Raw genomic sequence first — 23,277 nt, 5'->3', positions numbered from 1 at the left:
GCTGGAAGGCGACTGCGTGTCCTCTCCGATCTCTCCGGAAGGCTCTCCAGTGTCTTCTCATGCTCTGAGTGGCGATCGATCGGCGGACTCCCGCCGCTGGTGGGCGCTGGCCGTCATCGCCGTCGCCCAGCTGATGATCGTCCTCGACATCACCATCGTGAACATCGCCCTCCCGTCGGCCCAGAAGGACTTGGGCATCAGCGACGCCGACCGCCAGTGGGTGATCACCGCCTACACGCTGGCCTTCGGCGGGCTGCTGCTGCTCGGCGGACGACTGGGTGACCTCTTCGGCCGTAAACGCGTCTTCGTGATCGGCCTGCTCGGCTTCGCCGCGGCCTCCGCGATCGGCGGTGCGGCGGGCGGCCCGACCATGCTGTTCGCGGCCCGCGCCCTCCAGGGCGCGTTCGGCGCCCTGCTCGCCCCCTCCGCCCTGGGCCTGCTCTCCACCACCTTCTCCGATCCGAGGGAGCGCAGTACGGCCTTCGGCATCTTCGGTGCGATCGCCGGCGGTGGCGCCGCGATCGGCCTGATCACCGGCGGCCTGCTCACCGAGTACCTGAACTGGCGCTGGTGCCTCTTCGTCAACACGCCGATCGCCATCGTGACCGCCTTCGCGGCCTTCTACGTGCTCACCTCCGACCACATCGCCAAGGGCCGCCGGGTGAGACTCGACCTGCCCGGAGCCTTCCTGGGCTGCGGCGGTCTGCTCGCCATCGTGTACGGCACCTCCGAGGCCGTGAACCGGGGCTGGATCGACTGGCTGGTGCTGGGCTCGCTCATCCTCGGCGTGCTGCTGCTCCTCGCCTTCGTGCTGGTCGAGAAGCACACCACCCATCCCCTGCTGCCGCTGCACATCGTGGGCGAGCGCAACCGCGGTGGCGGGGCGCTGTCGGTGGGCCTGGCCATGATCGGCCTGTTCGGCGTCTTCCTGTTCCTGACCTACTACCTACAGGTGATCAAGGGCTACTCGCCGGTGCTGACCGGTGTCTCCTTCCTGCCGATGACAGTGGCCATCGTCCTGAGTTCCACCGGCATCGCGGCGCGGCTGATGACCAGAGTGCCGTCCCGCAACCTGATCACTCCGGGCCTGCTGCTGGCCGCCGGCGGCCTGGCCGTGCTGACCCAGCTGAACATCGGCAGCTCCTACGTGACCACGGTGCTGCCCGGCCTGATACTGCTCGGACTCGGGATGGGCATGATCTTCATGCCCTCGATGAGCCTGGCCACCCTCGGGGTGGCGCCGAACGAGGCGGGTGCGGCCGCGGCCACCATCAACTCGGCCCAGCAGGTGGGCGGCTCGCTCGGCACCGCGCTGCTCAACACCATCGCGGCCAGTGTGACCGCGACCTACCTGGCCTCCCGGGTGGCCTCCGACCCGCTGGTCCAGGCGAAGGGCGCGGTGCACGGCTACGCGGTCGCCACGACGGTGGCGATGGTCATCCTGGTGGTGGCGGCGCTGATCGCGTTCCTGATGATCAACCACCGCCCGGCGCCCGGCGAGGCCACCGGCCACCCGGCGACGAACGACGAGAAGGCAGCGGCGGCGACCGCGACCGCGACCGCCGGTGTCGGCCGGAGCGCGGCGGCGACCTCCGAGGCGCAGTCCGCCGAGCCCCCGAGGACGGACGCCGACGCGAACGCCGACGTGCTGGCCGTCCGGCGGTCCGACTCGCTGAGATCGGAGTCCTGACGGCGCCCGCCGTCCGGACCGCCGGCCGCCGGCCACCACCGGCGGCCGGAGTGCGGGCGTACCTCGCGCGCCGTGGTCGGCCCGGTACACCCCGGTCGGGCAGCCCGACGGGGCCGCGCGGGGCGCACCGGTCGGGCGGCCCGGGGGATTCTCATCCGCCTCCCAGCCCAGGATCACCGAGCTCCCAGCTCCGCGGCCCATAGTCGGACGGTAGACAAACCGTCGCCGGGGCAGGAGGAACGGTATGGCCCACCACCGCCGTACACCACGTCGTCGCCGAATCCTGCGTCCGGCCGTCCTGACGACCTGCGCCGCCCTGGCCGTGGTCGCCGTCCTGACCGGGGCCCACGCCCTGACCGCGCGGAACCCCGCCGCCCCGTCCTCGTCCGCCGACCTGGTGGCGGGGGCCGGGGCGGATCCGGCGCTCACGGCCTCCGCGGACCCGGCCGGGGCCGCCGATCCACCGTCGGCCTCGCCCGCGTCCTCGCCCGCGTCCTCGGACTCGCCGACCGCCACGGCCAGGGCCGCCGCGAGCCCCAGCGCGAGCGTCCGTCTCGGTGTCACCCAGGACGCCCCGGCCGACGCCGAGTCCGCCAAGGTGGGCGCCCTGTTCAGCGGCGCCGTGTCGACCGGCAAGCACTTCTGCACCGCCAGCGTGGTCCACAGCCCGACCAGGAACCTGCTGCTCACCGCGGCCCACTGCCTGAGCAGCTCGGGCAACACCACCTTCGTCCCCGGCTACCGCGAGGGCTCGGCCCCGTACGGGACCTGGAAGGTCACCGGGGTGCACACCACGACCGGCTGGGACCAGCAGAAGGACCCGGACGAGGACTTCGCGATCCTGGAGGTCGCCCCGTCCGGCGGCCGCGAGATCGAGGACGTCGTCGGCTCCCATCCCCTGGGCACCGACGAGACCTTCACCGCGGAGGTCCGGCTGTTCGGCTACGCGAGCTCCGACGACACCCCGATCGTCTGCGTGAACTCCACCGGCCGCCAGGACACCTACCAGCGCGTGATCGACTGCCCCGCGTTCCCCGGCGGCACCAGCGGCGGCCCCTGGGTCAGCACAACCACCGGTGCGGTCATCGGCCTGATCGGCGGCTACCAGGAGGGCGGGAACAGCCCGGACGTCTCCTACAGCTCCTATTTCGACCACACCATCGCGAGCCTGTACGCAACCGCCGTGGCCGAGGCGTCCTGACGCCCCGTCGGTCCAAGCCCGTGCCCCCGAACCGCGCCCGGACGTGAGGGGCACGGCCGCCGCCGGGCGCGCGAGCGTCAACGGGCACCGCCCGTCCCCGCACATGACGAAGGCCCAGGCTGGCGGTAACTAACCGCTGACCTGGGCCTCTTCAGCACTTCTCGCGAAGTGCCCCCGGTAGGATTCGAACCTACGCACCCGCCTCCGGAGGGCGGTGCTCTATCCCCTGAGCTACGGGGGCCTGCTCTGTCGCGATCCTGCTGCGACGTGGAGAACATTACCAGGCCGTCGGCGCTGTCCGTGCACGGGTTTTGACGGCCGCGTCGCGAGCGGTCCCGCGCGGGTGGACGGAAGTGCGCAAAGGCCGGACGGCGCGGTGGGGGCGCGGCTACCCTCGGTGAGGTGTCTGGAGTGTCCGGGCGGGTCCTCGTGGTGGACGACAGCGAGGTGATCCGCCAGCTGATCAGAGTCAACCTGGAGCTGGAGGGCTTCGAGGTGGTGACTGCCGCCGACGGCGCCGAATGCCTGGAGGTGGTCCGCCGGGTGGACCCGGACGTCGTGACCCTCGACGTGATGATGCCGCGGCTGGACGGCCTGCGGACGGCGGCCCGGCTGCGGGCCGCTCCGGCGACCAGTCGGCTGCCGATCGCCATCGTGAGCGCCTGCACCCCGGCGGATCTGGACCGCGGCGAGTCGGTCGGGGTGGACGGGTATCTCGGCAAGCCGTTCGACCCGGCCGATCTGGTGGCGCTGGTGCACCGGCTGATGGCGCTGCGCACCGGCGGCGAGCGCGCGTCGGGCTTCGCGTTCGGCTTCGGTGACGGCGTAGGGCTCGGCGGAGCGACGGGGGGCGGCCGGCTCGGCAAACCCTTCGGTGGCCCGGGAGATTTCCGCTCTCAGCGAACGGATCGGGGTTGACGGTCGGCCCTCCCGACGGCCCGGAGGGTCAACGGCGTGCCGGTCGGCTGCCCGTGGGGCGTGCGGGGCCCACCGCCGACCGGCGTCTCAACGGGTAAACCGGGTGGCGGCCGGGTGCCCCCTCTCGCCTACGCTTGGCGTCGTGACACCCGCAGAGCTTTCCCAGGCAGTCCAGGCCGCAGTGCGCACCGCCGTCGAGGCGGGCGAGCTGACCGTCGCCGTGCCCGAGCACGTGACCGTCGAGCGGCCCAAGAACAGGGACCACGGCGACTACGCCACCAACGTGGCCCTCCAGCTCGCGAAGCCGGCCGGCAAGCCGCCGCGAGCCGTCGCCGAACTGGTCGCCGCCCGCCTGCGAGAGCTGCCCGGGGTCGCCAAGGTCGACATCGCCGGCCCGGGCTTCCTGAACGTCACCTTCGACGCCGCCACCCAGGGCGAGCTGGCCCGCACGATCGTCGAGGCGGGCGCCGCGTACGGCCGCAACGAGGCGCTCAAGGGCCTGAAGATCAACCTGGAGTTCGTGTCGGCCAACCCGACCGGCCCGATCCACATCGGCGGCGTCCGCTGGGCGGCCGTCGGCGACTCGCTCGCCCGCGTCCTCAAGGCCACCGGCGCCGACGTCACCACCGAGTACTACCTCAACGACGCCGGTGTGCAGATCTCCAAGTTCGCCGCCTCGCTGCAGGCCGCCGCCAACGGCCGGCCCGCGCCCGAGGACGGCTACGTCGGCGAGTACATCGTGGAGATCGCCAAGGCCCTGGTGGCCGGCATCCCCGGCGTGCTCGACCTGCCGGTCGAGGAGCAGCTGGAGACCTTCCGGGTCGAGGGCCTCAAGCTGATGGTCGCCGAGATCCAGCGCTCGATGGCCGAGTTCGGCACGCACTTCGACACCTGGTTCTCGGAGAGGTCGCTGCACGACTCCGGAGCGGTGGAGGAGGCGATCGGGCGGCTGCGCGAGCAGGGCCACGTCTTCGACCGGGACGGCGCGATCTGGCTGCGCACCACCGACTTCGGCGACGACAAGGACCGCGTCCTGATCAAGGCCGACGGCGAGACGACCTACTTCGCCGCCGACGCCGCCTACTACCTGAGCAAGCGGGACCGCGGCAGCGAGGTCTCGGTCTACATGCTCGGCGCCGACCACCACGGCTACGTCAACCGGCTCAAGGCCATCGCGGCCTGCGCGGGTGACGACATGGACCGCAACATCGAGGTCAAGATCGGCCAGTTCGTCAAGATGCTGCGTGACGGTGAGGAGGTCCGCATGTCCAAGCGGGCCGGCAACATCATCACCATCGACGACGTCGTGGACTGGATCGGGGTGGACGCGGCCCGCTACACCCTGGCCCGCTCCTCCACCGACTCCACCATCACGCTCGACATCAACGTGCTGACCAGCCAGAGCAACGAGAACCCGGTCTACTACGTCCAGTACGCGCACACCCGGATGTGCGGCGTGGCCCGCAAGGCCAAGGAGCTGGGCGTCGACAAGGGCACGGCCGAGGACTTCAAACCCGAGCTGCTCGCCACCCAGTGGGAGAGCGACATGCTCGGCGCGCTCGGCGAGTTCCCGCGGATCCTGGCCAAGGCCGGCCAGACGCGCGAGCCGCACCACGTGGCGCGCTACCTGGAGGACGTGGCGGGTGTCTACCACCGCCTGTACGACAACTGCATCTTCCTGCCCAAGGGCGACGAGGAGACGACGGACACGCACCGTGCCCGTCTCTGGCTGGTGGAGGCCGCACGGACGGTCGTCGCCAACGGCCTCACGCTGCTCGGCGTGACAGCCCCCGAGCGGATGTAACCGCCCCCGACGCGACGACGGGGCGGTGACGGTCGGTCCACGACCGTCGCCGCCCCTTTCCATAGCCCAGCGCCTCCACCAGCCAGTCACATGAGGATGAGGAAATGAGCCGCTCCGCCCACCCCGCAGGCCCGCGCCACGGCGACGTGCTGCCCGAGGGCCACTACCAGGCCCCGCCGAGCGACCTGAACGTCCTCGATCCCAAGGTGTGGTCCCGTACGGTCGCCCGCGACGCCGAGGGTGTGGCCACCGTCGGCGGGCTGGACGTGAAGTCGCTGGCCGCCGAGTACGGCACCCCGGCGTACGTGCTGGACGAGGACGACTTCCGCAGCCGTGCCCGCGCCTGGCGGGACGCCTTCGGCGAGGGCGCGGACGTGTACTACGCGGGCAAGGCGTTCCTCTCCAAGGCGGTCGTGCGCTGGCTGCACGAGGAGGGGCTCAACCTCGACGTGTGCAGCCAGGGCGAGCTGGCGGTGGCGCTCGCCGCCGGGATGCCGGCCGAGCGGATCGCGCTGCACGGCAACAACAAGTCCTCGGACGAACTGGAGCACGCGGTCAAGACCGGCGTGGGCCACATCGTGGTCGACTCCTACGCGGAGATCGCCCGGCTGGCCGCGATCGCCGCCGGCCAGGGTGTGCGCCAGGCGGTGCTGATCCGGGTCACGGTGGGCGTCGAGGCGCACACCCACGAGTTCATCGCGACCGCCCACGAGGACCAGAAGTTCGGCCTCTCGCTCTCCGGCGGCGCCGCCGCTGAGGCGGTCCGCCAGGTGCTCGCCGAGCCGAGCCTGGAACTGCGCGGCATCCACTCGCACATCGGCTCGCAGATCTTCGACATGGCGGGCTTCGAGGTCGCGGCCCGCCGGGTGGTGGGCCTGCTCTCCGAGGTGCGCGACGAACACGGCGTGGAGCTGCCGGAGATCGACCTCGGCGGTGGCCTCGGCATCGCCTACACCAGCGAGGACGACCCGCGCGAGCCGGCCGAGATCGCGGCCGCGCTGGCCGAGATCGTCCGCCGCGAGTGCGCCTCCGCGAGCCTGCGGGCGCCCCGGCTGAGCGTGGAGCCGGGCCGGGCGATCGTCGGCCCGACGGCCTTCACGCTGTACGAGGTGGGCACCATCAAGCCGCTGGAGGGCCTGCGGACGTACGTCAGCGTGGACGGCGGCATGTCCGACAACATCCGCACCGCGCTGTACGACGCGCAGTACTCGGTGGCGCTGGTCTCGCGGACCAGCGACGCGGAGCCGATGCTGGTCAGGGTGGTCGGCAAGCACTGCGAGTCGGGCGACATCGTGGTCCGGGACGCCTTCCTGCCGGCCGACCTGGCACCGGGCGACCTGATCGCCGTCCCCGCCACCGGCGCGTACTGCCGCTCGATGGCGAGCAACTACAACCACGCGCTGAAGCCGCCCGTGGTCGCCGTCAGGGACGGGGCGGCCCGGGTGATCGTCCGGCGCGAGACGGAGGAGGATCTCCTGCGTCTCGATATCGGATGACGAAATTCTTGTCTCAGATCATGGAACGACCGTAGATCCGTACGGAAAGTCCCGGAGACTGGTACAGACCGAAGTCCGGTGCCCGTCCGAAAAGGGCGCCGGATTACACGAAGAATGCAGAGCGGAGTCGGATGATGCGTACGCGGCCGCTGAAGGTGGCGTTGCTGGGCTGTGGTGTGGTGGGCTCCGAGGTGGCGCGCATCATGACGACGGACGCCGCCGACCTCGCCGCGCGCATCGGCGCGCCGGTCGAGCTCGCCGGCATCGCCGTCCGCCGGGCCGGCCGGGCCCGGCCGGGAGTGCCCGAGCACCTGCTCACCACCGATGCCGAGGCCCTGGTCAACCGGGGCGACATCGATGTCGTGATCGAGGTGGTGGGCGGTATCGAGCCGTCCAAGCACCTGATCCTGTCCGCGTTCAAACAGGGCGCCTCGGTGGTCAGCGCGAACAAGGCGCTGCTCGCCAAGGACGGCACGGAGCTGCACGCCGCGGCCGCCGAGGCCGGCGTCGACCTGTACTACGAGGCCGCGGTGGCCGGTGCGATCCCGCTGATCCGCCCGCTGCGCGAGTCGCTGGCCGGCGACCGGGTCAACCGGGTGCTCGGCATCGTCAACGGCACCACCAACTTCATCCTCGACAAGATGGACTCCACCGGCGCCGGTTACTCGGAGGCGCTGGAGGAGGCCACCGCGCTCGGCTACGCCGAGGCGGACCCGACGGCCGACGTCGAGGGCTTCGACGCCGCCGCCAAGGCCGCGATCCTGGCGGGCATCGCCTTCCACACCAAGGTCACCGCCGCGGACGTCTACCGCGAGGGCCTGACCGAGGTGACCGCCGCCGACATCGCCTCCGCCAAGCAGATGGGCTGCGTGGTCAAGCTCCTCGCGATCTGCGAGCGCTCGGCCGACGGCAGCTCCGTCACCGCCCGGGTGCACCCCGCGATGATCCCGCTGAGCCACCCGCTCGCCTCCGTCCGCGAGGCCTACAACGCGGTGTTCGTCGAGGCCGAGGCGGCCGGCCGGCTGATGTTCTACGGCCCGGGCGCCGGCGGCGCGCCGACCGCCTCCGCGGTGCTCGGCGACCTGGTGGCGGTCTGCCGCAACAAGGTCGCCGGCTCCACCGGCCCCGGCGACTCGGTCTACGCCCGGCTGCCGGCCATGCCGATGGACGAGGTCGTCACGCGCTACCACGTCAGCCTGGACGTGGACGACCGTGCGGGGGTGCTCGCCCAGGTGGCGTCCACCTTCGCCGAGCACGGCGTCTCCATCGACACCGTGCGCCAGCAGGGACGCGACGGCGACGCCTCGCTCGTCGTGGTCACCCACCGTGCCACCGACGCCGCGCTCTCGGCGACGGTCGACAAGCTCCGCGCGCTCGACAGCGTGCGGGGCGTGGCCAGCATCATGCGGGTCGAAGGGGAGTAGGAAGCACCATGAACGCAGTCATCGACAGAGCTGCGCACACCCACCAGTGGCGCGGCCTCATCGAGGAGTACCGCGACCGGCTGCCGGTGAGCGACTCCACTCCGGTGGTCACCCTGCTGGAGGGCGGCACGCCGCTCGTCCCCGCGCAGGTGCTCTCCGAGCGCACGGGTTGTGAGGTGTACCTCAAGGTCGAGGGCGCCAACCCGACCGGGTCCTTCAAGGACCGCGGCATGACGATGGCGATCTCCAAGGCCAAGGAGGACGGCGCCCAGGCCGTCATCTGCGCCTCCACCGGCAACACTTCGGCCTCGGCGGCGGCGTACGCGGTGCGCGCCGGCATGGTCTCGGCGGTGCTGGTCCCGCAGGGCAAGATCGCGCTGGGCAAGATGGGCCAGGCGCTGGTGCACGGCGCCAAGATCCTTCAGGTGGACGGCAACTTCGACGACTGCCTCACCCTTGCGCGTGAACTGTCCGAGAAGTACCCGGTGGCGCTGGTCAACTCGGTGAACCCGGTGCGCATCGAGGGCCAGAAGACCGCCGCCTTCGAGATCGTGGACATGCTGGGCGACGCCCCGGACATCCACGTCCTGCCGGTCGGCAACGCGGGCAACATCACCGCGTACTGGAAGGGCTACCGCGAGTACGCCACCGACGGTCTGTCCTCCCGGCTGCCGCGCATGTGGGGCTTCCAGGCCTCCGGTTCGGCCCCGATCGTGGACGGTCACCCGGTGCTCAAGCCGCAGACCATCGCGACCGCGATCCGGATCGGCAACCCGGCCTCCTGGGACTACGCGATCGCCGCGCGGGACGACTCGGGCGGCCTCATCGACAAGGTGACGGATCGTCAGATCCTGTCCGCCTACCGGCTGTTGGCCTCGCAGGAGGGCGTCTTCGTGGAGCCCGCCTCGGCGGCCAGCGTGGCCGGCCTGCTGGCGAAGGCGGAGGCCGGCCTGGTCGACCCGGGCCAGCGGATCGTCTGCACCGTCACCGGCAACGGTCTGAAGGACCCGGACTGGGCGGTGGCCGGTGCGCCGCAGCCCCCCGTCGTCCCGATCGAGGCGGAGGCCGCCGCCCGTCGGCTGGGCCTGCTGGACTGACCGGAAACGGACGCTCCGAACGGCCGGGGCCACCCGTCCGGACCTGCGACGCCGGTGGGCCGACCCTTTCGGGGGTTGGCCCACCGGCGTCTTCGGATGACACTTTTGTGTCAATTTCCCGGCCCTTTTCCCCGCAATTGCGGCGTGCATTCCGGCCAGAACCGGCAACACACCGGACCGATCGGCGGTGGGGTGTACCGCTGTGGAACTTCTCTTCGATACTCTGGGTTCGGCCGTGTGGCACATGCCCCGGGCCCGACCCGACCCCAGGGCCGCGCCGTCGACTGTGACCGCCCGCCCCCGCCGGGGCCCTGCCGAGCAGACCCCGCCCCCCGACCCGCCGCCGCCCGCGCCAGGCCGGGTTGCCCGCCACCCCACCGCCCCCGCCACCACCTCGCAACGACGCTCGCCGGACCTCGTCCGGGGAGCGGCAGCGCCTAGCTCCCCAGGAGGGTCCAGCCCATGGCCGGTCCTGCGTTCCGTGCCGCCGCCGTCCGGGTCCGGGTCCCCGCGACCAGCGCCAACCTGGGTCCCGGCTTCGACGCCTTCGGACTCGCCCTGGGCCTCTACGACGACGTGGTGGTCCGCGTCGCCGACGCCGGGCTCGCCGTCGACATCGCCGGCCAGGGCGCCGACTCCCTCGCCCGGGACGAGCGCCACCTGGTCGTCCGCTCCATGCGGGCCGCCTTCGACCGCCTCGGCGGCCAGCCGCGCGGCCTCGAGGTGGTCTGCGCCAACCGGATACCGCACGGCCGCGGCCTCGGCTCCTCCTCCGCCGCGATCTGCGCCGGCATCGTCGCCGCCCGCGCCGTCACCATCGGCGGCCCCTCCGCGCTGGACGATGAGGCGCTGCTCGCCCTCGCCTCCGAGCTGGAGGGCCACCCCGACAACGTCGCCGCCTGTCTGCGCGGCGGTTTCACCATCGCCTGGACGGACGAGGACCGCGCCAAGGCCGTGACGCTGGAACCGTCCGCGCAGGTCGTGCCGGTGGTCTTCATCCCGTCCACCGAGGTGCTCACCGAGACCGCCCGCGGCCTGCTGCCGAAGAACGTCCCGCTGTCCGACGCCGCCGCGAACGCCGGCCGCGCCGCCCTGCTGGTCGAGGCGCTCACCCGGCGGCCCGAGCTGCTGCTCGCCGCCACCGAGGACCGTCTCCACCAGGACTACCGGGCCTCCGCGATGCCCGACAGTGCCGGGCTGGTGGGCGCGCTGCGCGCCGAGGGCGTGCCCGCGGTGATCTCCGGCGCCGGTCCGACGGTGCTCGCGCTGGCCTCGGAGGAGAGCGCCGAGAAGCTGCTCGGCTTCGCGGGCCCCGGGTTCGCCGCGCACCGGCTCGAACTCGACCGCGTCGGCGCGGCGGTACTCCCGCTCGACGTCTGAGCGGCCGGATTCGTCCCGTCGTCGCTTTCGCCCGTGCGGTGCGGAAGGGACGTACGGACACGATTGGCAAGCGCAAGGCTGGGGAATGTCTGAGGGGGTCGGTAGTGTTAACCTCATTGCTGCACCAGGTGCCCTCCGGGGCTCGGTGCGCCGCGTCCCTGTCCCAGTACTCCGTTTCCGCGGAGTCCGGGCGATGCACGGGACCACGATTCTCCGGGAGCCCACCACAGCGCGTACGCAGCCTGCCTGCGCGATTGCGGCCGCATCCCGAAGCCGTGACGGCACCTGACTCCCACCCGCGGCCTCCTACCTAGAGGCCCGCCCGGGCGGAGCACGGGCCGTCTCGCAACGGGGGCCCGGGATTCGCAGGCAGCAAGGCCGGCACGAGACCGGCCCACCGCGCCGACTGAGCACCACCCAGTGCTTCACGCACCGCACCTCGCAGCTCTCTCCCGACTGGCACCTTCATTCGGGGGACCACAGCCTCGGGCCGACGCAGACGAGCGTCGGCCAGGACAGCACAACCGGTCGCCGAGCCAGACAGGCCGACGTCCGCTCCAGGGAAGGACCCTTAGTGAGCGACACCACCGATCTGATGGGCGCGCGCCCGGACGCCGAGGCGACGGACGCAGCCGCCGCTCCGGCGGCTCCGGCCCGACGCCGTCGCGCCGCCGCTGCGGGCCTGGACGGTCTCGTCCTGGCCGAGCTCCAGAAGCTCGCCTCGACGCTGGGCATCAGCGGCACCGGCCGCCTGCGCAAGAGCCAGCTCATCGACGCCATCAAGGAGAAGAGCGGCGGCGACCCGCTGCTGGCCGGCTCCGCCCCGGCCGCTCCGGCGGCCAAGCGCGCCGCCAAGGCCGCCCCCGCCGAGGCCCCGGCCGCCGCTGAGCCGGCCGCCGCCGAGCCGGCCGAGAAGCCGGCCCGCCGCACCCGCGCCGCCCAGGCCGAGGCCCCCGCGGCCGACGCGCAGTCCCAGATCGACATCCCGGTCCAGGCCGCCGCCGAGACCGCCGCTCCGGCCCGTGCCGAGCGCACCCGCCGCCGCGCCACCTCGGCCGCCGGCGCACCGACCGCCGAGGAGGCCGCCGCCGCGGTCGCCACCGAGGCGAAGCAGGCGGAGGCCAAGCAGGCCGACACCCGCCAGGCCGACACCCGCCCGTTCGAGGCTCGCACCGAGGACGGCCGCAGCGAGAGCCGTCGCGACCGTCGCGACCGCCGCGACCGCCGGGACGGCAGCGAGCGCCAGGACGGCGCCGAGGCGCAGGCCGGCCAGGACGGCGACAGCCGTGAGTCGCGCCGCGACCGCCGCAACCGCCGGGACCGTGCCGAGCGCCAGGGCGGCCAGCCCCAGTCCGGCCAGCAGTCCGCCGGCCAGGGCGAGGGCCAGCAGAACCGCCAGAGCCAGAACCAGGGCCAGAGCCAGAACCAGGGCCAGAGCCAGAGCCAGCAGGGCGGTCAGTCGCAGCCCCAGCAGGGCGGCTACGACGACGACGAGTTCGGCGACGGCCGCCGTGGCCGGCGTGGTCGCTACCGTGACCGCCGGGGCCGCGGCACCCGCCGGGACGGCTTCGACGTGGGCCAGCCGGAGGTGCAGGTCAACGACGACGACGTGCTCATCCCCGTCGCCGGCATCCTGGACATCCTGGACAACTACGCGTTCGTGCGGACCTCGGGCTACCTGCCGGGCAGCAACGACGTCTACGTCTCGCTCGCCCAGGTCCGCAAGAACGGCCTGCGCAAGGGTGACGCGATCACCGGCGCCGTGCGCCAGCCCAAGGACGGCGAGCGCCGCGAGAAGTTCAACGCCATGGTGCGGCTGGACTCCGTCAACGGCATGGACCCGGAGAGCGGCCGCGGCCGCCCCGAGTTCGGCAAGCTGACCCCGCTGTACCCGCAGGAGCGGCTGCGCCTGGAGACCGACCCGGGCGTGCTGACGACCCGGATCATCGACCTGGTCGCCCCGATCGGCAAGGGCCAGCGCGGCCTGATCGTCGCCCCGCCGAAGACCGGCAAGACGATGATCATGCAGGCGATCGCCAACGCGATCACCACCAACAACCCCGAGTGCCACCTGATGGTCGTCCTGGTGGACGAGCGTCCGGAGGAGGTCACCGACATGCAGCGGTCGGTGAAGGGCGAGGTCATCTCCTCGACCTTCGACCGCCCGGCCGAGGACCACACCGTGGTCGCGGAGCTGGCCATCGAGCGCGCCAAGCGCCTGGTGGAGCTGGGCCACGACGTGGTGATCCTGCTGGACTCGATCACCCGCCTCGGCCGTGCCTACAACCTGGCGGCGCCGGCCTCCGGCCGCATCCTGTCCGGTGGTGTCGACTCGACCGCGCTCTACCCGCCGAAGAAGTTCTTCGGCGCCGCGCGCAACATCGAGAACGGCGGCTCGCTGACCATCCTCGCCACCGCGCTGGTGGAGACCGGCTCCCGGGCCGACGAGGTCGTCTTCGAGGAGTTCAAGGGCACCGGCAACATGGAGCTCAAGCTCGACCGCAAGCTCTCGGACAAGCGCATCTTCCCGGCCGTCGACGTCGACGCCTCCAGCACCCGCAAGGAGGAGATCCTGCTGGGCAGCGAGGAGTTGGCCATCACCTGGAAGCTCCGCCGGGTGCTGCACGCGCTCGACTCGCAGCAGGCGATCGAGCTGCTGCTGGACAAGATGAAGAAGACCAAGAGCAACGCCGAGTTCCTGATGCAGATCGCCAAGACGACCCCCGGGTCGGGCGACTGACGCTCCGTCGGGAGACGGATCGGAACGAACCCGGGAGCCCCGGGCCGCACACGCGGCCCGGGGCTCCCGGGTTTCCGGCGTCCGCCCCGGGGCCCGCTGAGTGGCCCGGCCCGCGGGGGCCCGGCCGGGCCCGCGCGGGGGCGCCGTACCGGCGACGACGGGCGAGGTGCCGGGCCCGCGGGGGCCCGGCCGCTCAGCGGGCGCCCATCCCCACCGGCTTCGCTATCCTCGAAAGAGTGGCATATCGGCCATACGTCGTAGAACCGGCAAAAGCCCTGGTCGCACCGGGTGCCTGCCGCAGACGCGAGGACGGGACCGGATGGGCGAGCACCAGAAGGGCCGCAGGCCGCGCAGCCGCGCTCTGCGGATCGCCGTGTGCGGCCTCGTCGCCGTCCTGGTCCTCGGCGGCGCCGCGGCGGGCTACGCGTACTGGAAGCTCAACGCGAACATCAAGAGCGTCGACATCAACGCCCGCCTGGGCACCTCCCGGCCCCCGGCCGCCACCGACGGCTCGTTCAACCTGCTCGTCCTCGGCTCCGACTCGCGGGCCGGCGCCAACGGCTCGCTGGCGGGCGGGGCCACCGGTGACACCGCGCGGTCGGACACCGCGATGGTGGTCCACGTCAACCAGGACCACTCCCGGGCCGAGGTGGTCTCGATCCCACGTGACACCCTGGTCAGCCGCCCGGCCTGCACCGACGCCGCCGGCAAGGCCACACCGGCCGTCCAGCGGGCGATGTTCAACAGTGCGTACGAGGCCGGTGGCGCCGCGTGCGCGGTGAAGACCGCGGAGCAGTTCACCGGGCTGCGGATGGACCACTACGTCGAGATCGACTTCTCCGGCTTCGCCCGCGTCGTCGACGCGATAGGCGGGGCCACCGTCACGACCTCGGTGGCCATCGACGACAAGGACAGCGGCCTGAAGCTGGCCGCCGGGACCCACCACCTCAACGGGACGCAGGCCCTGGCGTTCGTCCGTACCCGGCACGGCGTCGGCGACGGCAGCGACCTGGGCCGGATCGAGTTGCAGAAGCAGATGATGAAGTCCGTCCTGCAGCAGGTCGGCTCGATCGGGCTGCTGTCCAACCCGGTCAAGCTCTGGTCCGTCGGCGACACCCTCACCAGCAGCATCACCACCGACTCCGACCTGGCCTCGGTGAACTCGCTGGTCGGTCTCGCGCAGTCGCTCAAGGGCATCGGACCCGACCAGCTCACCATGGTCACCCTGCCGGTGGTGACGGCTCCCTCCGACCCGAACAGGGTGGTCGCCCAGCAGCCCGTGGCGGACCAGCTGTGGGGCGCCCTGAAGGCCGACCGGGCGGTGCCGCAGTCCGCGCTGAACGTCCAGCCCGCCAACCCGGCCACCACGCCCTCGGGCGCCGCCACGGCCCGCGCCCAGGCGCCGTCGGCCAGCCCGACGACTCCTGCCGCCGAGCGCTAGGACGTACCCGGAATATCCCCGGCCGGTGCTCGGTTTGGGAAGAAGCGACCAGTCCTGGCAGACTGGTCCGTCGGTCCCGGTTCACGTGCTGCTGCCAGAGCTGCCGACCCGGTGCCCTCCCGAACCTAGGAGATCCCTTGAAGCCCAACGTTCACCCCCAGTACGTGGTCACCAACGTGACCTGCACCTGCGGCAACGAGTTCACCACCCGCTCGACCGAGACCAGCGGCGTCATCCGCGCCGAGGTCTGCTCGCAGTGCCACCCGTTCTACACCGGCAAGCAGAAGATCATGGACACCGGTGGCCGTGTCGCCCGCTTCGAGGCGCGCTTCGGCAAGACCCACAGCACGAAGCAGGCCGACGAGCAGGCCTAGCGTCCTTTCGGCGCCGGTCTCCTGCGCCCCCGCGTACCACGGGGGCACGGGGGCCGGCGCCGTTCGCGTCTTTGCGCCGCCGCACGCCGCACCGCAGCGCCGCGCACCGCACCCCGCGGCCACCGCACCGCCCGGCAGTACCGCCAGACCGCAGACACAGCTCACGGGAAGTAGGCCCACCCCATGTTCGAGGCAGTCGAAGAGCTCCTCGTAGAGCACGCCGCCCTCGAGGAGAGGCTGGCCGACCCCTCCGTCCACGCCGACCAGGCGAACGCCCGCAAACTCTCCAAGCGCTACGCGGAGCTGACGCCGATCACCGTCGCCTACCGCGCCTGGCGCCAGGCCGGCGAGGACGTCGAGGCGGCCCGTGAGTTCGCGGCCGAGGACCCGGACTTCATCGCCGAGATCAAGTCCGCGGAGGCCCGCCGGGCGGAGCTGACCGAGGACCTGCGACTGCTGCTCGTCCCCCGCGACCCGAGCGACGAGAAGGACGTCATCCTGGAGATCAAGGCGGGTGAGGGCGGCGAGGAGTCCGCGCTGTTCGCCGCCGACCTGCTCCGGATGTACCTGCGCTTCGCGGAGCGGATCGGCTGGAAGACCGAGCTCATCGACTCCAACGAGTCCGACCTCGGCGGCTACAAGGACGTCTCGGTCGCGGTCAAGACCCGCGGCACGATCGCGCCCGGCCAGGGCGTCTGGGCGCGCCTGAAGTACGAGGGCGGCGTGCACCGCGTGCAGCGGGTGCCGGCCACCGAGTCGCAGGGCCGCATCCACACCTCGGCGGCGGGCGTGCTGGTCACCCCCGAGGCCGAGGAGGTCGAGGTCGAGGTGCACGCCAACGATCTGCGGATCGACGTCTACCGCTCGTCCGGCCCCGGCGGCCAGTCCGTCAACACCACCGACTCGGCCGTCCGGATCACCCACCTGCCGACCGGTATCGTGGCCTCCTGCCAGAACGAGAAGAGCCAGCTCCAGAACAAGGAGTCGGCCATGCGTATCCTGCGCTCGCGGCTGCTGGCCGCCGCGCAGGAGGCCGCCGAACAGGAGGCCTCGGACGCGCGCCGCAGCCAGGTCCGCACCGTGGACCGCTCCGAGCGCATCCGGACGTACAACTACCCGGAGAACCGCATCTCGGACCACCGCACGGGCTTCAAGTCGTACAACCTGGACCAGGTCCTGGACGGCGAACTGAACGCGGTGATCCAGTCCTGTGTGGACGCCGACGCGGCCGCCAAGCTCGCCGCGGCAAACCAGAACTGAGCAAACCGGCCCGGGAACGACGTCGGGCTGCGCCGGAAGGGGTACGTACGGATGAACCTGCTGCTCGCCGAGGTGGCCCAGGCCACCCAGCGGTTGGCCGCGGCCGGCGTGCCGTCGCCGCGCTTCGACGCGGAGGAACTCGCCGCGCACATCCACAACGTCAAGCGCAGCCAGCTGCACACGGTCGGGGACGCCGACTTCGACGCCCGCTACTGGGAGGCGATCTCGCGCCGCGAGGCACGTGAGCCGCTCCAGCACATCACCGGCCGCGCCTTCTTCCGCTACCTGGAGCTGGAGGTCGGCCCCGGGGTGTTCGTGCCCCGGCCGGAGACCGAGACGGTCGTCGAGTGGGCCATAGACGCCGTCCGGGACATGGACGTGGCCGAGCCGCTGGTGGTCGACCTGTGCACCGGCTCCGGCGCCATCGCGCTGGCCCTGGCCCAGGAGCTGCCGCGCTCCCAGGTGCACGCCTTCGAGCTGGACGAGGGCGCCATGCGCTACACCCGGCGCAACATCGCCGCCAGCTCCGACCGGGCCAGGGTCACCCTGCACTCCGGGGACGCCACCCGTGCCTTCGAGGACGACCGCTCCTGGGACGGCCGCTTCGACCTGGTGATCAGCAACCCGCCGTACATCCCGCTCACCGAGTGGGAGTACGTCGCGCCCGAGGCGCGCGACCACGACCCGCAGATGTCGCTGTTCTCCGGCGAGGACGGCCTGGACACCATCCGCGGCATCGAGCGGGTCGCCGCCCGCCTGCTGCGGCCCGGCGGCGCGGTCGTGATCGAGCACGCCGACACCCAGGGCGGCCAGGTCCCGTGGATCTTCAACGAGGAGGGCGGCTGGACCGACGCCGCCGACCACCGGGACCTGAACAACCGCCCCCGCTTCACCACGGCCCGCAAGGCGTCGCTGTGATCCGGGAAACCCGGCCGCGCGGAGCCGGCCCGCAGGGCTCCGCACACCGTACGGCCCCGCACCGCAGGGCCGTACGACACGGAGAGGGCACGAGCGCCGCCCGCGCGGTGTCGTCGTGCGTGTGAGCGCCAACGCCATGAGTCATCTCGGAAGGGGACCGCACCGATGAGCCGCCGCTACGACTGTGCCGACGCAGGGGACCGCGCCACCGGACTGCGCGAGGCCGCCGCGGCGATCCGCCGCGGCGAGATCGTCGTGCTTCCCACCGACACCCTCTACGGTGTCGGCGCCGACGCCTTCTCGCCGGAGGCCGTCGCCGCCCTGCTGGCCGCCAAGGGCCGTGGCCGGAACATGCCGTCCCCCGTCCTGGTGGGCTCGCCGACCACGCTGCACGGCCTGGTCACCGACTTCTCCGAGCAGGCCTGGGAGCTGGTCGACGCGTTCTGGCCCGGTGGCCTGACCCTGGTCGCCAAGCACCAGCCCTCGCTGCGCTGGGACCTCGGTGAGACCCGCGGCACCGTCGCCGTGCGGATGCCGCTGCACCCCGTCGCGATCGAGCTGCTGAACACCACCGGGCCGCTGGCCGTCTCCAGCGCCAACCGCACGGGCGGGCCGTCGCCGGCCACCTGCGACGAGGCCCTGGAGCAGCTCGGCGACTCCATCTCGGTGTACCTGGACGGCGGCCGGGCCGACCACGCGACCGCCTCCACCATCGTCGACGTCACGGGCAAGGTCCCGGTCCTGCTGCGGGCCGGCGCGATCAGCGCCGAGCAGCTGAGGGAGGTCGTCCCCGACCTGGAGGCCGGCAGTTGACGGCCACCTCGCTGCACGCGGGGCCCGGTATATCGCCCTACCTGAGCGTGGCGCCCCGCCCACTGGACCACTTCCGGATCCTCTTCGTCTGCACCGGCAACATCTGCCGCTCGCCGATCGCCGAGCGGCTCACCCGGCGTGAGCTGGACACCCGGCTCAGCCCGCTGGTGGCCGGCCGGATCCTGGTGGAGAGCGCCGGCACCTGGGGCCACGAGGGCGCCCCGATGGAGGCGCACGCCGCCACGGTGCTCGACGAGTACGGTGCGGACAGCGGTGGATTCACCGGCCGCGAGCTGCTCGACGAGCACGTGGTCGAGGCCGACCTGGTGCTCACCGCGACCCTGGACCACCGCGCCCAGGTGATCTCGATGGGCCATGCGGCGGGGCTGCGCACCTTCACCCTGAAGGAGTTCACCCGGCTGGTCCGCCGGATCGACCCGGGCACGCTGCCCGACCCGCGCCGGGGCGCGGACGTCACCGAGCGGGCCCGGGCGCTGGTCCGGTCGGCCGCCGCACTGCGCGGCTGGCTTCTCGCGGCGACCCCGGAGTCCGACGAGGTGGACGACCCCTACGGCGCGCCGATCGGGATGTTCCGCAACTGCGGCGAGGAGATATTCCACGCCCTGGACCCGGTGGTGACGGCGCTGACCGGGGTCCAGCCGCCGCGCTGACCGGTCCGCCGAGCCGCCCCCACCTGACGAACCGTCGGCTCCCGAGCCCTGACGGGTGCACCCGGCCCGCGCCGACAGGACGGCCGTGCGGGGCGGTCCTACGCTGGAGGAACCTCACCCGACGCTGCCCGGGAGTTCCGCCATGACCGTCACCGACGCCCCGACCGGCCACCTCCGCACCGGACGTCCGGCAGCGGGCCACTGGCACCCCGCGCAGGCCCTCCACGAGGCAGATCCGCAGCTCGCCGACCTGCTGGCCGCCGAGGCCGAGCGGCGGGCCGAGAGCCTCCAGCTGCTGGCCGGGGAGAACCTGACCAGCCAGGCGGTGCTGTCCGCGCTGGGCGGGCCGCTGATCGACAAGTACGCCGAGGGCTACCCGGGCAGGCGCCACCACACCGGTTGCGCCCTCGCCGACGCGGCCGAGCTGATCGCCGTCGACCGGGCCCGCGCGCTGTTCGCCGCGCCGCACGCCAACGTCCAGCCCCGTTCCGCCACTTCCGCGATGCTGGCGGCGTACGCGGCGCTGCTGCGGCCGGGGGACGTGGTGCTGTCGATGTCGCTGGAGCACGGCGGCCACCTCAGCTGCGGCTCGCGCGCCAACTTCTCCGGCCGCTGGTTCGAGTTCGTCGGCTACGGCGTCCGCGAGGACGACGGCCTGGTCGATCTCGACCAGGTGCGGGAGCTGGCCCGCCGGCACCGCCCGAAGGCGATCGTCGCGGGCGGCATCTCCCACCCCCGCCACCTGGACTGGGCCGCCTTCCGGGCGATCGCCGACGAGGTCGACGCCTACCTGATCGCCTCCGTCGCGCAGACCACCGGCCTGGTGGCCGGCGGAGCGGCCCCCTCGCCCGTCCCGTACGCGGACGTCACCGTGGCGGCCACCCACAAACTGCTGCGCGGACCGCGCGGCGGCCTGTTGCTCTGCACGGCCGACCTGGCGGACCGGGTCGACCGGGCGGTGTTCCCGTTCACCCAGGGCGGCGCCGCGATGAACGAGGTGGCCGGGAAGGCGGTGGCGTTCGCCGAGGCGGCCACCCCCGAGTACCGCCAGTACGTGCTGCGCACCGTGGAGGGCGCCCGGACGCTGGCCGCCGGGCTGGCCGGGGCGGGGCTGCGCCCGATGACCGGGGGCACCGACACCCACCTGGTGACGGCCGACGTCTCCCCGCTGGGCCTCAGCGGCGCCGAGGCCGAGCGCCGGTGCGCGGCGGCCGGCCTGATGCTCGGCAGGTGCGCCCTGCCCTACGATCCGGCGCCGGCCACCGAGACCTCCGGCATCCGGCTGGGCACCGGGACGGTCACCACGCAGGGCATGGGGCCGGGCGAGCTCGGCGAGATCGCGGCGCTGATCGGCCGGCTCCTCGCGGGCGGACCGCAGGCCGCGATCGGCGCCCGGGTCAGGGAGCTCGCCCGGGCCTTCGCGGGCGGCTGAACCGAGCGGCTGAACCTCCCGGCCGCCCGCCGCCGGGCGGCCGGGAGGCGGTTCGGAGGCTGTTCGGGGACGGCCTGGGCACACGCTTGCGGGGGCCGCGAGACGGCCGCGGGCGGCCCGGGGGAGAGCCCCGTACGAGGGTCGAACGGGGATCCGTACCCGCCGGGGCGAACCGCGATGCACACGGACGGCGTCCAACTCAATAAGGTATGTGCCGTGGCGACGCACCTCGAACCCCGGAAGAGCACGGGAGTACCTTCGGTATTCACCCGTCGGACTGTGACGCTGGAGGCCCGTGGTGCGTGAGTATCTGCTGGTCCTGTTCTGCACGGCGGCCGTGACCTACCTGCTGACCGGTCCCGTTCGGAAGTTCGCGATCCTGGCCGGCGCCATGCCGCCGGTGCGCGCCCGTGACGTGCACCGCGAGCCGACCCCCCGGCTCGGCGGCATCGCGATGTTCGGCGGACTCTGCGCCGGCGTCCTGGTCGCCTCCCAACTCGACAACCTGAGCAAGGCGTTCGTCGAGGGTTCGGACATCAAGGCACTGCTCTCCGGCGCCGGGATCATGTGGATCCTCGGCGTGCTGGACGACAAGTGGGGCGTCGACGCCCTGGTCAAGCTGGGCGGTCAGATGATCGCCGCCGGTGTGATGGTCTGGCAGGGCGTCACGGTCATCTCGCTGCCGCTGCCCGGTGTCGGCGCGGTGGCGGTCGGTCCGACGCAGGGCATGGTCATCTCGGTCGCCCTCGTGGTGATCATGGTCAACGCGGTGAACTTCATCGACGGCCTGGACGGCCTGGCCGCCGGCATGGTCTGCATCGCGGCGATCGCCTTCTTCCTCTACTCGTACCGGCTCTGGTACGGGTACTCGATCAGCGCCGCCGCGCCCGCCGTGCTCTTCAGCGCGCTGCTGATCGGGATGTGCCTGGGCTTCCTGCCGCACAACCTGCACCCGGCCCGGATCTTCATGGGCGACTCCGGCTCGATGATGCTCGGCCTGATGCTGGCCGTCTCGGCGATCTCCATCACCGGCCGGGTCGACCCCGACCTGATGACCGACCGGACGGAGTCGCAGACGGCCACCGTGCACGCCCTGGTGCCGGTCTACCTCCCGCTGCTGCTGCCGCTCACCGTGATCGCCCTGCCGCTGGCCGACCTGCTGCTCGCGGTGGTCCGCCGGACCTGGGCCGGAAAGTCGCCGTTCGCGGCCGACAAGCAGCACCTGCACCACCGGCTGCTGGAGGTCGGGCACTCGCACAGCCGGGCCGTGCTGATCATGTACTTCTGGGCCGCGCTGATCGCCTTCGGGACGGTCGCCTTCTCGGTCACCAACACCGGCCGCACCGTGGTGCTGACCATCGCGGGGCTCTGCCTGCTGGGCATCGTCGTGCTGCTGATCCCGCGCTTTCGCCCGCACGCCCCGCAGTCGGTGCAGTCCTTCGTACCGCCGCGCTACCGCAAGGGGCGGGGCGCCGGGGCGGTCGCCGAGGAGGAGCGGTCGCAGCAGCCGCGGACGCCGGCGATGGCCGAGCTCTCGGCCAAGGACAAGGAGCTGCTCGGCAGGCTGGGGACCGGCGCCTCGGCGGTCGGCGGCCACGAGCGCGGCCGGGGCGCACGCGAGGAGTAACGGGCGTGCGCGCGGGTTGACGGGCGCGTCTGATGGTCCGTCAATCTGCTTCACCCGTATGGCGGCACTGCTGGGCCGTCAGTGTGACAGGTACCACACGTTCATGGTAAAGCTCTCATCAAATAGTTTGTGATACCGTTCACGAGTACCGAGAACGCGCCGAAAGACCTGACAGGTGGAGGACTTCCGTCCCTGGTCGGGTCTCCCTCGACGGGCTCGCCGCCAAGCGGCCGGCCCGCGGCGACCTTCCCGGTAGGAGCCATCCACCGCTCAGTGCGCCCGTCCCCCCGTTTCCCGACATGCCGCCGGAGTTGCCGACATGCCGTCCCCCGACGCCCGGATCATCCGCGGCGCCGCAATCCCCACTGCGGTCGCCGGAGTCATCGCCATGGCGATCTCGACCGCCGTCGTGGGTGGCAAGGGATTGCTCGGCGCCCTCTTCGCGACCCTGCTCGTGATGGCCTTCTTCAGCTCCGGGCAGATCGCCCTCGACCGGCTGACCAGGAACAATCCGCACATCATGATGGCTGCGGCCCTTCTGGTCTACACCACTCAGATCTTGCTGGTGGGTGTTGTTCTCGGAGTGTTCAAGAACACGACGCTCTTCGACACCAAGGTCTTCGGCTTCACGCTGCTCGGCTGCGCTCTGATCTGGACGGGCTTCCAGGTGCGCGGTGCACTGAAGGCGAAGATGTTCTACGTTCAGCCCGACACCTCCGAAAGCAAGGGCGACAAGCCCTCGGACTCGGGGCGTCAACAGTGACGAGGTCCGACTGTCCCCCCATCGAGGGGGGCGGTGTTCATGCGGTGCCGACGGACTGCTATCGTCCGTCGCGACAACGGAGTACGGGAAGAGGCCAGGTCCATCCGCTCGACGGACGGATCGCCCCCCGGACCCGCGCAGTCTTCGATGATCCCGCGGCAGTGCCTGGCACGGCCGCGCAGGGTCCCCGAGATTCCCGACTAGTTCCAGTGCCGCACCGTGGCCGCA

The 23,277-nt window shown here is 72.2% G+C and carries 18 protein-coding genes and 1 tRNA gene; 18 read left to right on the top strand and 1 reads right to left on the bottom strand.

The features are described from left to right. Positions 1 to 49 precede the first annotated feature (49 nt). Entirely contained in the window at positions 50 to 1,690 is a 1,641-nt protein-coding gene (locus OG823_RS12380) for an MFS transporter (protein ID WP_371479540.1), read from the top strand. 244 nt (positions 1,691 to 1,934) lie between these two features. Continuing rightward, positions 1,935 to 2,891: a serine protease gene (locus OG823_RS12375; protein ID WP_371479539.1), complete on the top strand. Its 957-nt coding sequence runs from the start codon at positions 1,935 to 1,937 to the stop codon at positions 2,889 to 2,891. A 169-nt stretch (positions 2,892 to 3,060) separates the two neighbouring features. On the opposite strand, the gene OG823_RS12370 is transcribed toward OG823_RS12375, so the two are convergent. Then, positions 3,061 to 3,132: transfer RNA gene (locus tag OG823_RS12370), tRNA-Arg, on the bottom strand. A 161-nt stretch (positions 3,133 to 3,293) separates the two neighbouring features. Between OG823_RS12370 and OG823_RS12365 the strand changes: the two genes are divergently transcribed. The 16 genes from OG823_RS12365 to OG823_RS12290 all read left to right on the top strand — a co-directional run bounded on the left by OG823_RS12365 (position 3,294) and on the right by OG823_RS12290 (position 23,049). Continuing rightward, the gene (locus tag OG823_RS12365; protein WP_371479538.1) at positions 3,294 to 3,809 is read left to right on the top strand and encodes a response regulator; all 516 of its coding nucleotides are present in this window, start codon (positions 3,294 to 3,296) and stop codon (positions 3,807 to 3,809) included. Positions 3,810 to 3,951: 142 nt separating this feature from the next. After that, positions 3,952 to 5,613, top strand: a complete 1,662-nt coding sequence (gene argS / locus OG823_RS12360; RefSeq protein WP_371479537.1) for an arginine--tRNA ligase — start codon at positions 3,952 to 3,954, stop codon at positions 5,611 to 5,613. A gap of 104 nt (positions 5,614 to 5,717) precedes the next feature. Then, positions 5,718 to 7,109 carry a diaminopimelate decarboxylase gene (gene lysA, locus OG823_RS12355; protein WP_371479536.1) on the top strand — a complete coding sequence of 464 codons (1,392 nt, stop codon included), beginning with the start codon at positions 5,718 to 5,720 and terminating at the stop codon, positions 7,107 to 7,109. Positions 7,110 to 7,240: 131 nt separating this feature from the next. After that, on the top strand, positions 7,241 to 8,533 hold the full coding sequence (locus OG823_RS12350) for a homoserine dehydrogenase (RefSeq protein ID WP_371479535.1): 1,293 nt from the start codon (positions 7,241 to 7,243) through the stop codon (positions 8,531 to 8,533). 8 nt (positions 8,534 to 8,541) lie between these two features. Continuing rightward, a complete protein-coding gene (thrC, locus tag OG823_RS12345) occupies positions 8,542 to 9,630 on the top strand; it encodes a threonine synthase (protein WP_371479534.1) in 1,089 nt (362 codons plus the stop codon). Positions 9,631 to 10,092: 462 nt separating this feature from the next. After that, complete coding sequence (thrB, locus tag OG823_RS12340; protein WP_371479533.1) at positions 10,093 to 11,010, top strand: homoserine kinase; 918 nt, start codon at positions 10,093 to 10,095, stop codon at positions 11,008 to 11,010. A 574-nt stretch (positions 11,011 to 11,584) separates the two neighbouring features. Beyond that, positions 11,585 to 13,750 (top strand): transcription termination factor Rho, encoded by a 2,166-nt coding sequence (gene rho, locus OG823_RS12335; protein WP_371479532.1) that lies wholly within the window; start codon positions 11,585 to 11,587, stop codon positions 13,748 to 13,750. A 319-nt stretch (positions 13,751 to 14,069) separates the two neighbouring features. Beyond that, positions 14,070 to 15,191, top strand: coding sequence for an LCP family protein (locus OG823_RS12330; protein WP_371479531.1), 1,122 nt, complete (start codon positions 14,070 to 14,072; stop codon positions 15,189 to 15,191). Between the two features lie 137 nt (positions 15,192 to 15,328). After that, positions 15,329 to 15,565, top strand: a complete 237-nt coding sequence (rpmE, locus tag OG823_RS12325; protein WP_371479530.1) for a 50S ribosomal protein L31 — start codon at positions 15,329 to 15,331, stop codon at positions 15,563 to 15,565. Positions 15,566 to 15,748: 183 nt separating this feature from the next. Continuing rightward, positions 15,749 to 16,825 (top strand): peptide chain release factor 1, encoded by a 1,077-nt coding sequence (gene prfA / locus OG823_RS12320; protein ID WP_371479529.1) that lies wholly within the window; start codon positions 15,749 to 15,751, stop codon positions 16,823 to 16,825. Between the two features lie 51 nt (positions 16,826 to 16,876). Continuing rightward, positions 16,877 to 17,743 (top strand): peptide chain release factor N(5)-glutamine methyltransferase, encoded by an 867-nt coding sequence (gene prmC, locus OG823_RS12315; RefSeq protein WP_371479528.1) that lies wholly within the window; start codon positions 16,877 to 16,879, stop codon positions 17,741 to 17,743. 165 nt (positions 17,744 to 17,908) lie between these two features. Continuing rightward, positions 17,909 to 18,556, top strand: coding sequence for an L-threonylcarbamoyladenylate synthase (locus OG823_RS12310; protein WP_371479527.1), 648 nt, complete (start codon positions 17,909 to 17,911; stop codon positions 18,554 to 18,556). 29 nt (positions 18,557 to 18,585) lie between these two features. Next, positions 18,586 to 19,227 carry a protein-tyrosine-phosphatase gene (locus OG823_RS12305; protein WP_371484443.1) on the top strand — a complete coding sequence of 214 codons (642 nt, stop codon included), beginning with the start codon at positions 18,586 to 18,588 and terminating at the stop codon, positions 19,225 to 19,227. 142 nt (positions 19,228 to 19,369) lie between these two features. After that, positions 19,370 to 20,659, top strand: a complete 1,290-nt coding sequence (gene glyA, locus OG823_RS12300; RefSeq protein ID WP_371479526.1) for a serine hydroxymethyltransferase — start codon at positions 19,370 to 19,372, stop codon at positions 20,657 to 20,659. Between the two features lie 298 nt (positions 20,660 to 20,957). Beyond that, positions 20,958 to 22,286 carry a glycosyltransferase family 4 protein gene (locus OG823_RS12295; protein ID WP_371484442.1) on the top strand — a complete coding sequence of 443 codons (1,329 nt, stop codon included), beginning with the start codon at positions 20,958 to 20,960 and terminating at the stop codon, positions 22,284 to 22,286. Positions 22,287 to 22,605: 319 nt separating this feature from the next. After that, positions 22,606 to 23,049, top strand: a complete 444-nt coding sequence (locus OG823_RS12290) for a hypothetical protein (RefSeq protein WP_371479525.1) — start codon at positions 22,606 to 22,608, stop codon at positions 23,047 to 23,049. Positions 23,050 to 23,277 lie beyond the last annotated feature (228 nt).

The organism is Kitasatospora sp. NBC_00315 (assembly GCF_041435095.1).
In the GTDB taxonomy this organism is placed as follows: domain Bacteria; phylum Actinomycetota; class Actinomycetes; order Streptomycetales; family Streptomycetaceae; genus Kitasatospora.
The sequence above is the reverse complement of the archived record's forward strand: the minus strand, read 5'-3'. Positions and strand labels throughout refer to the sequence as shown.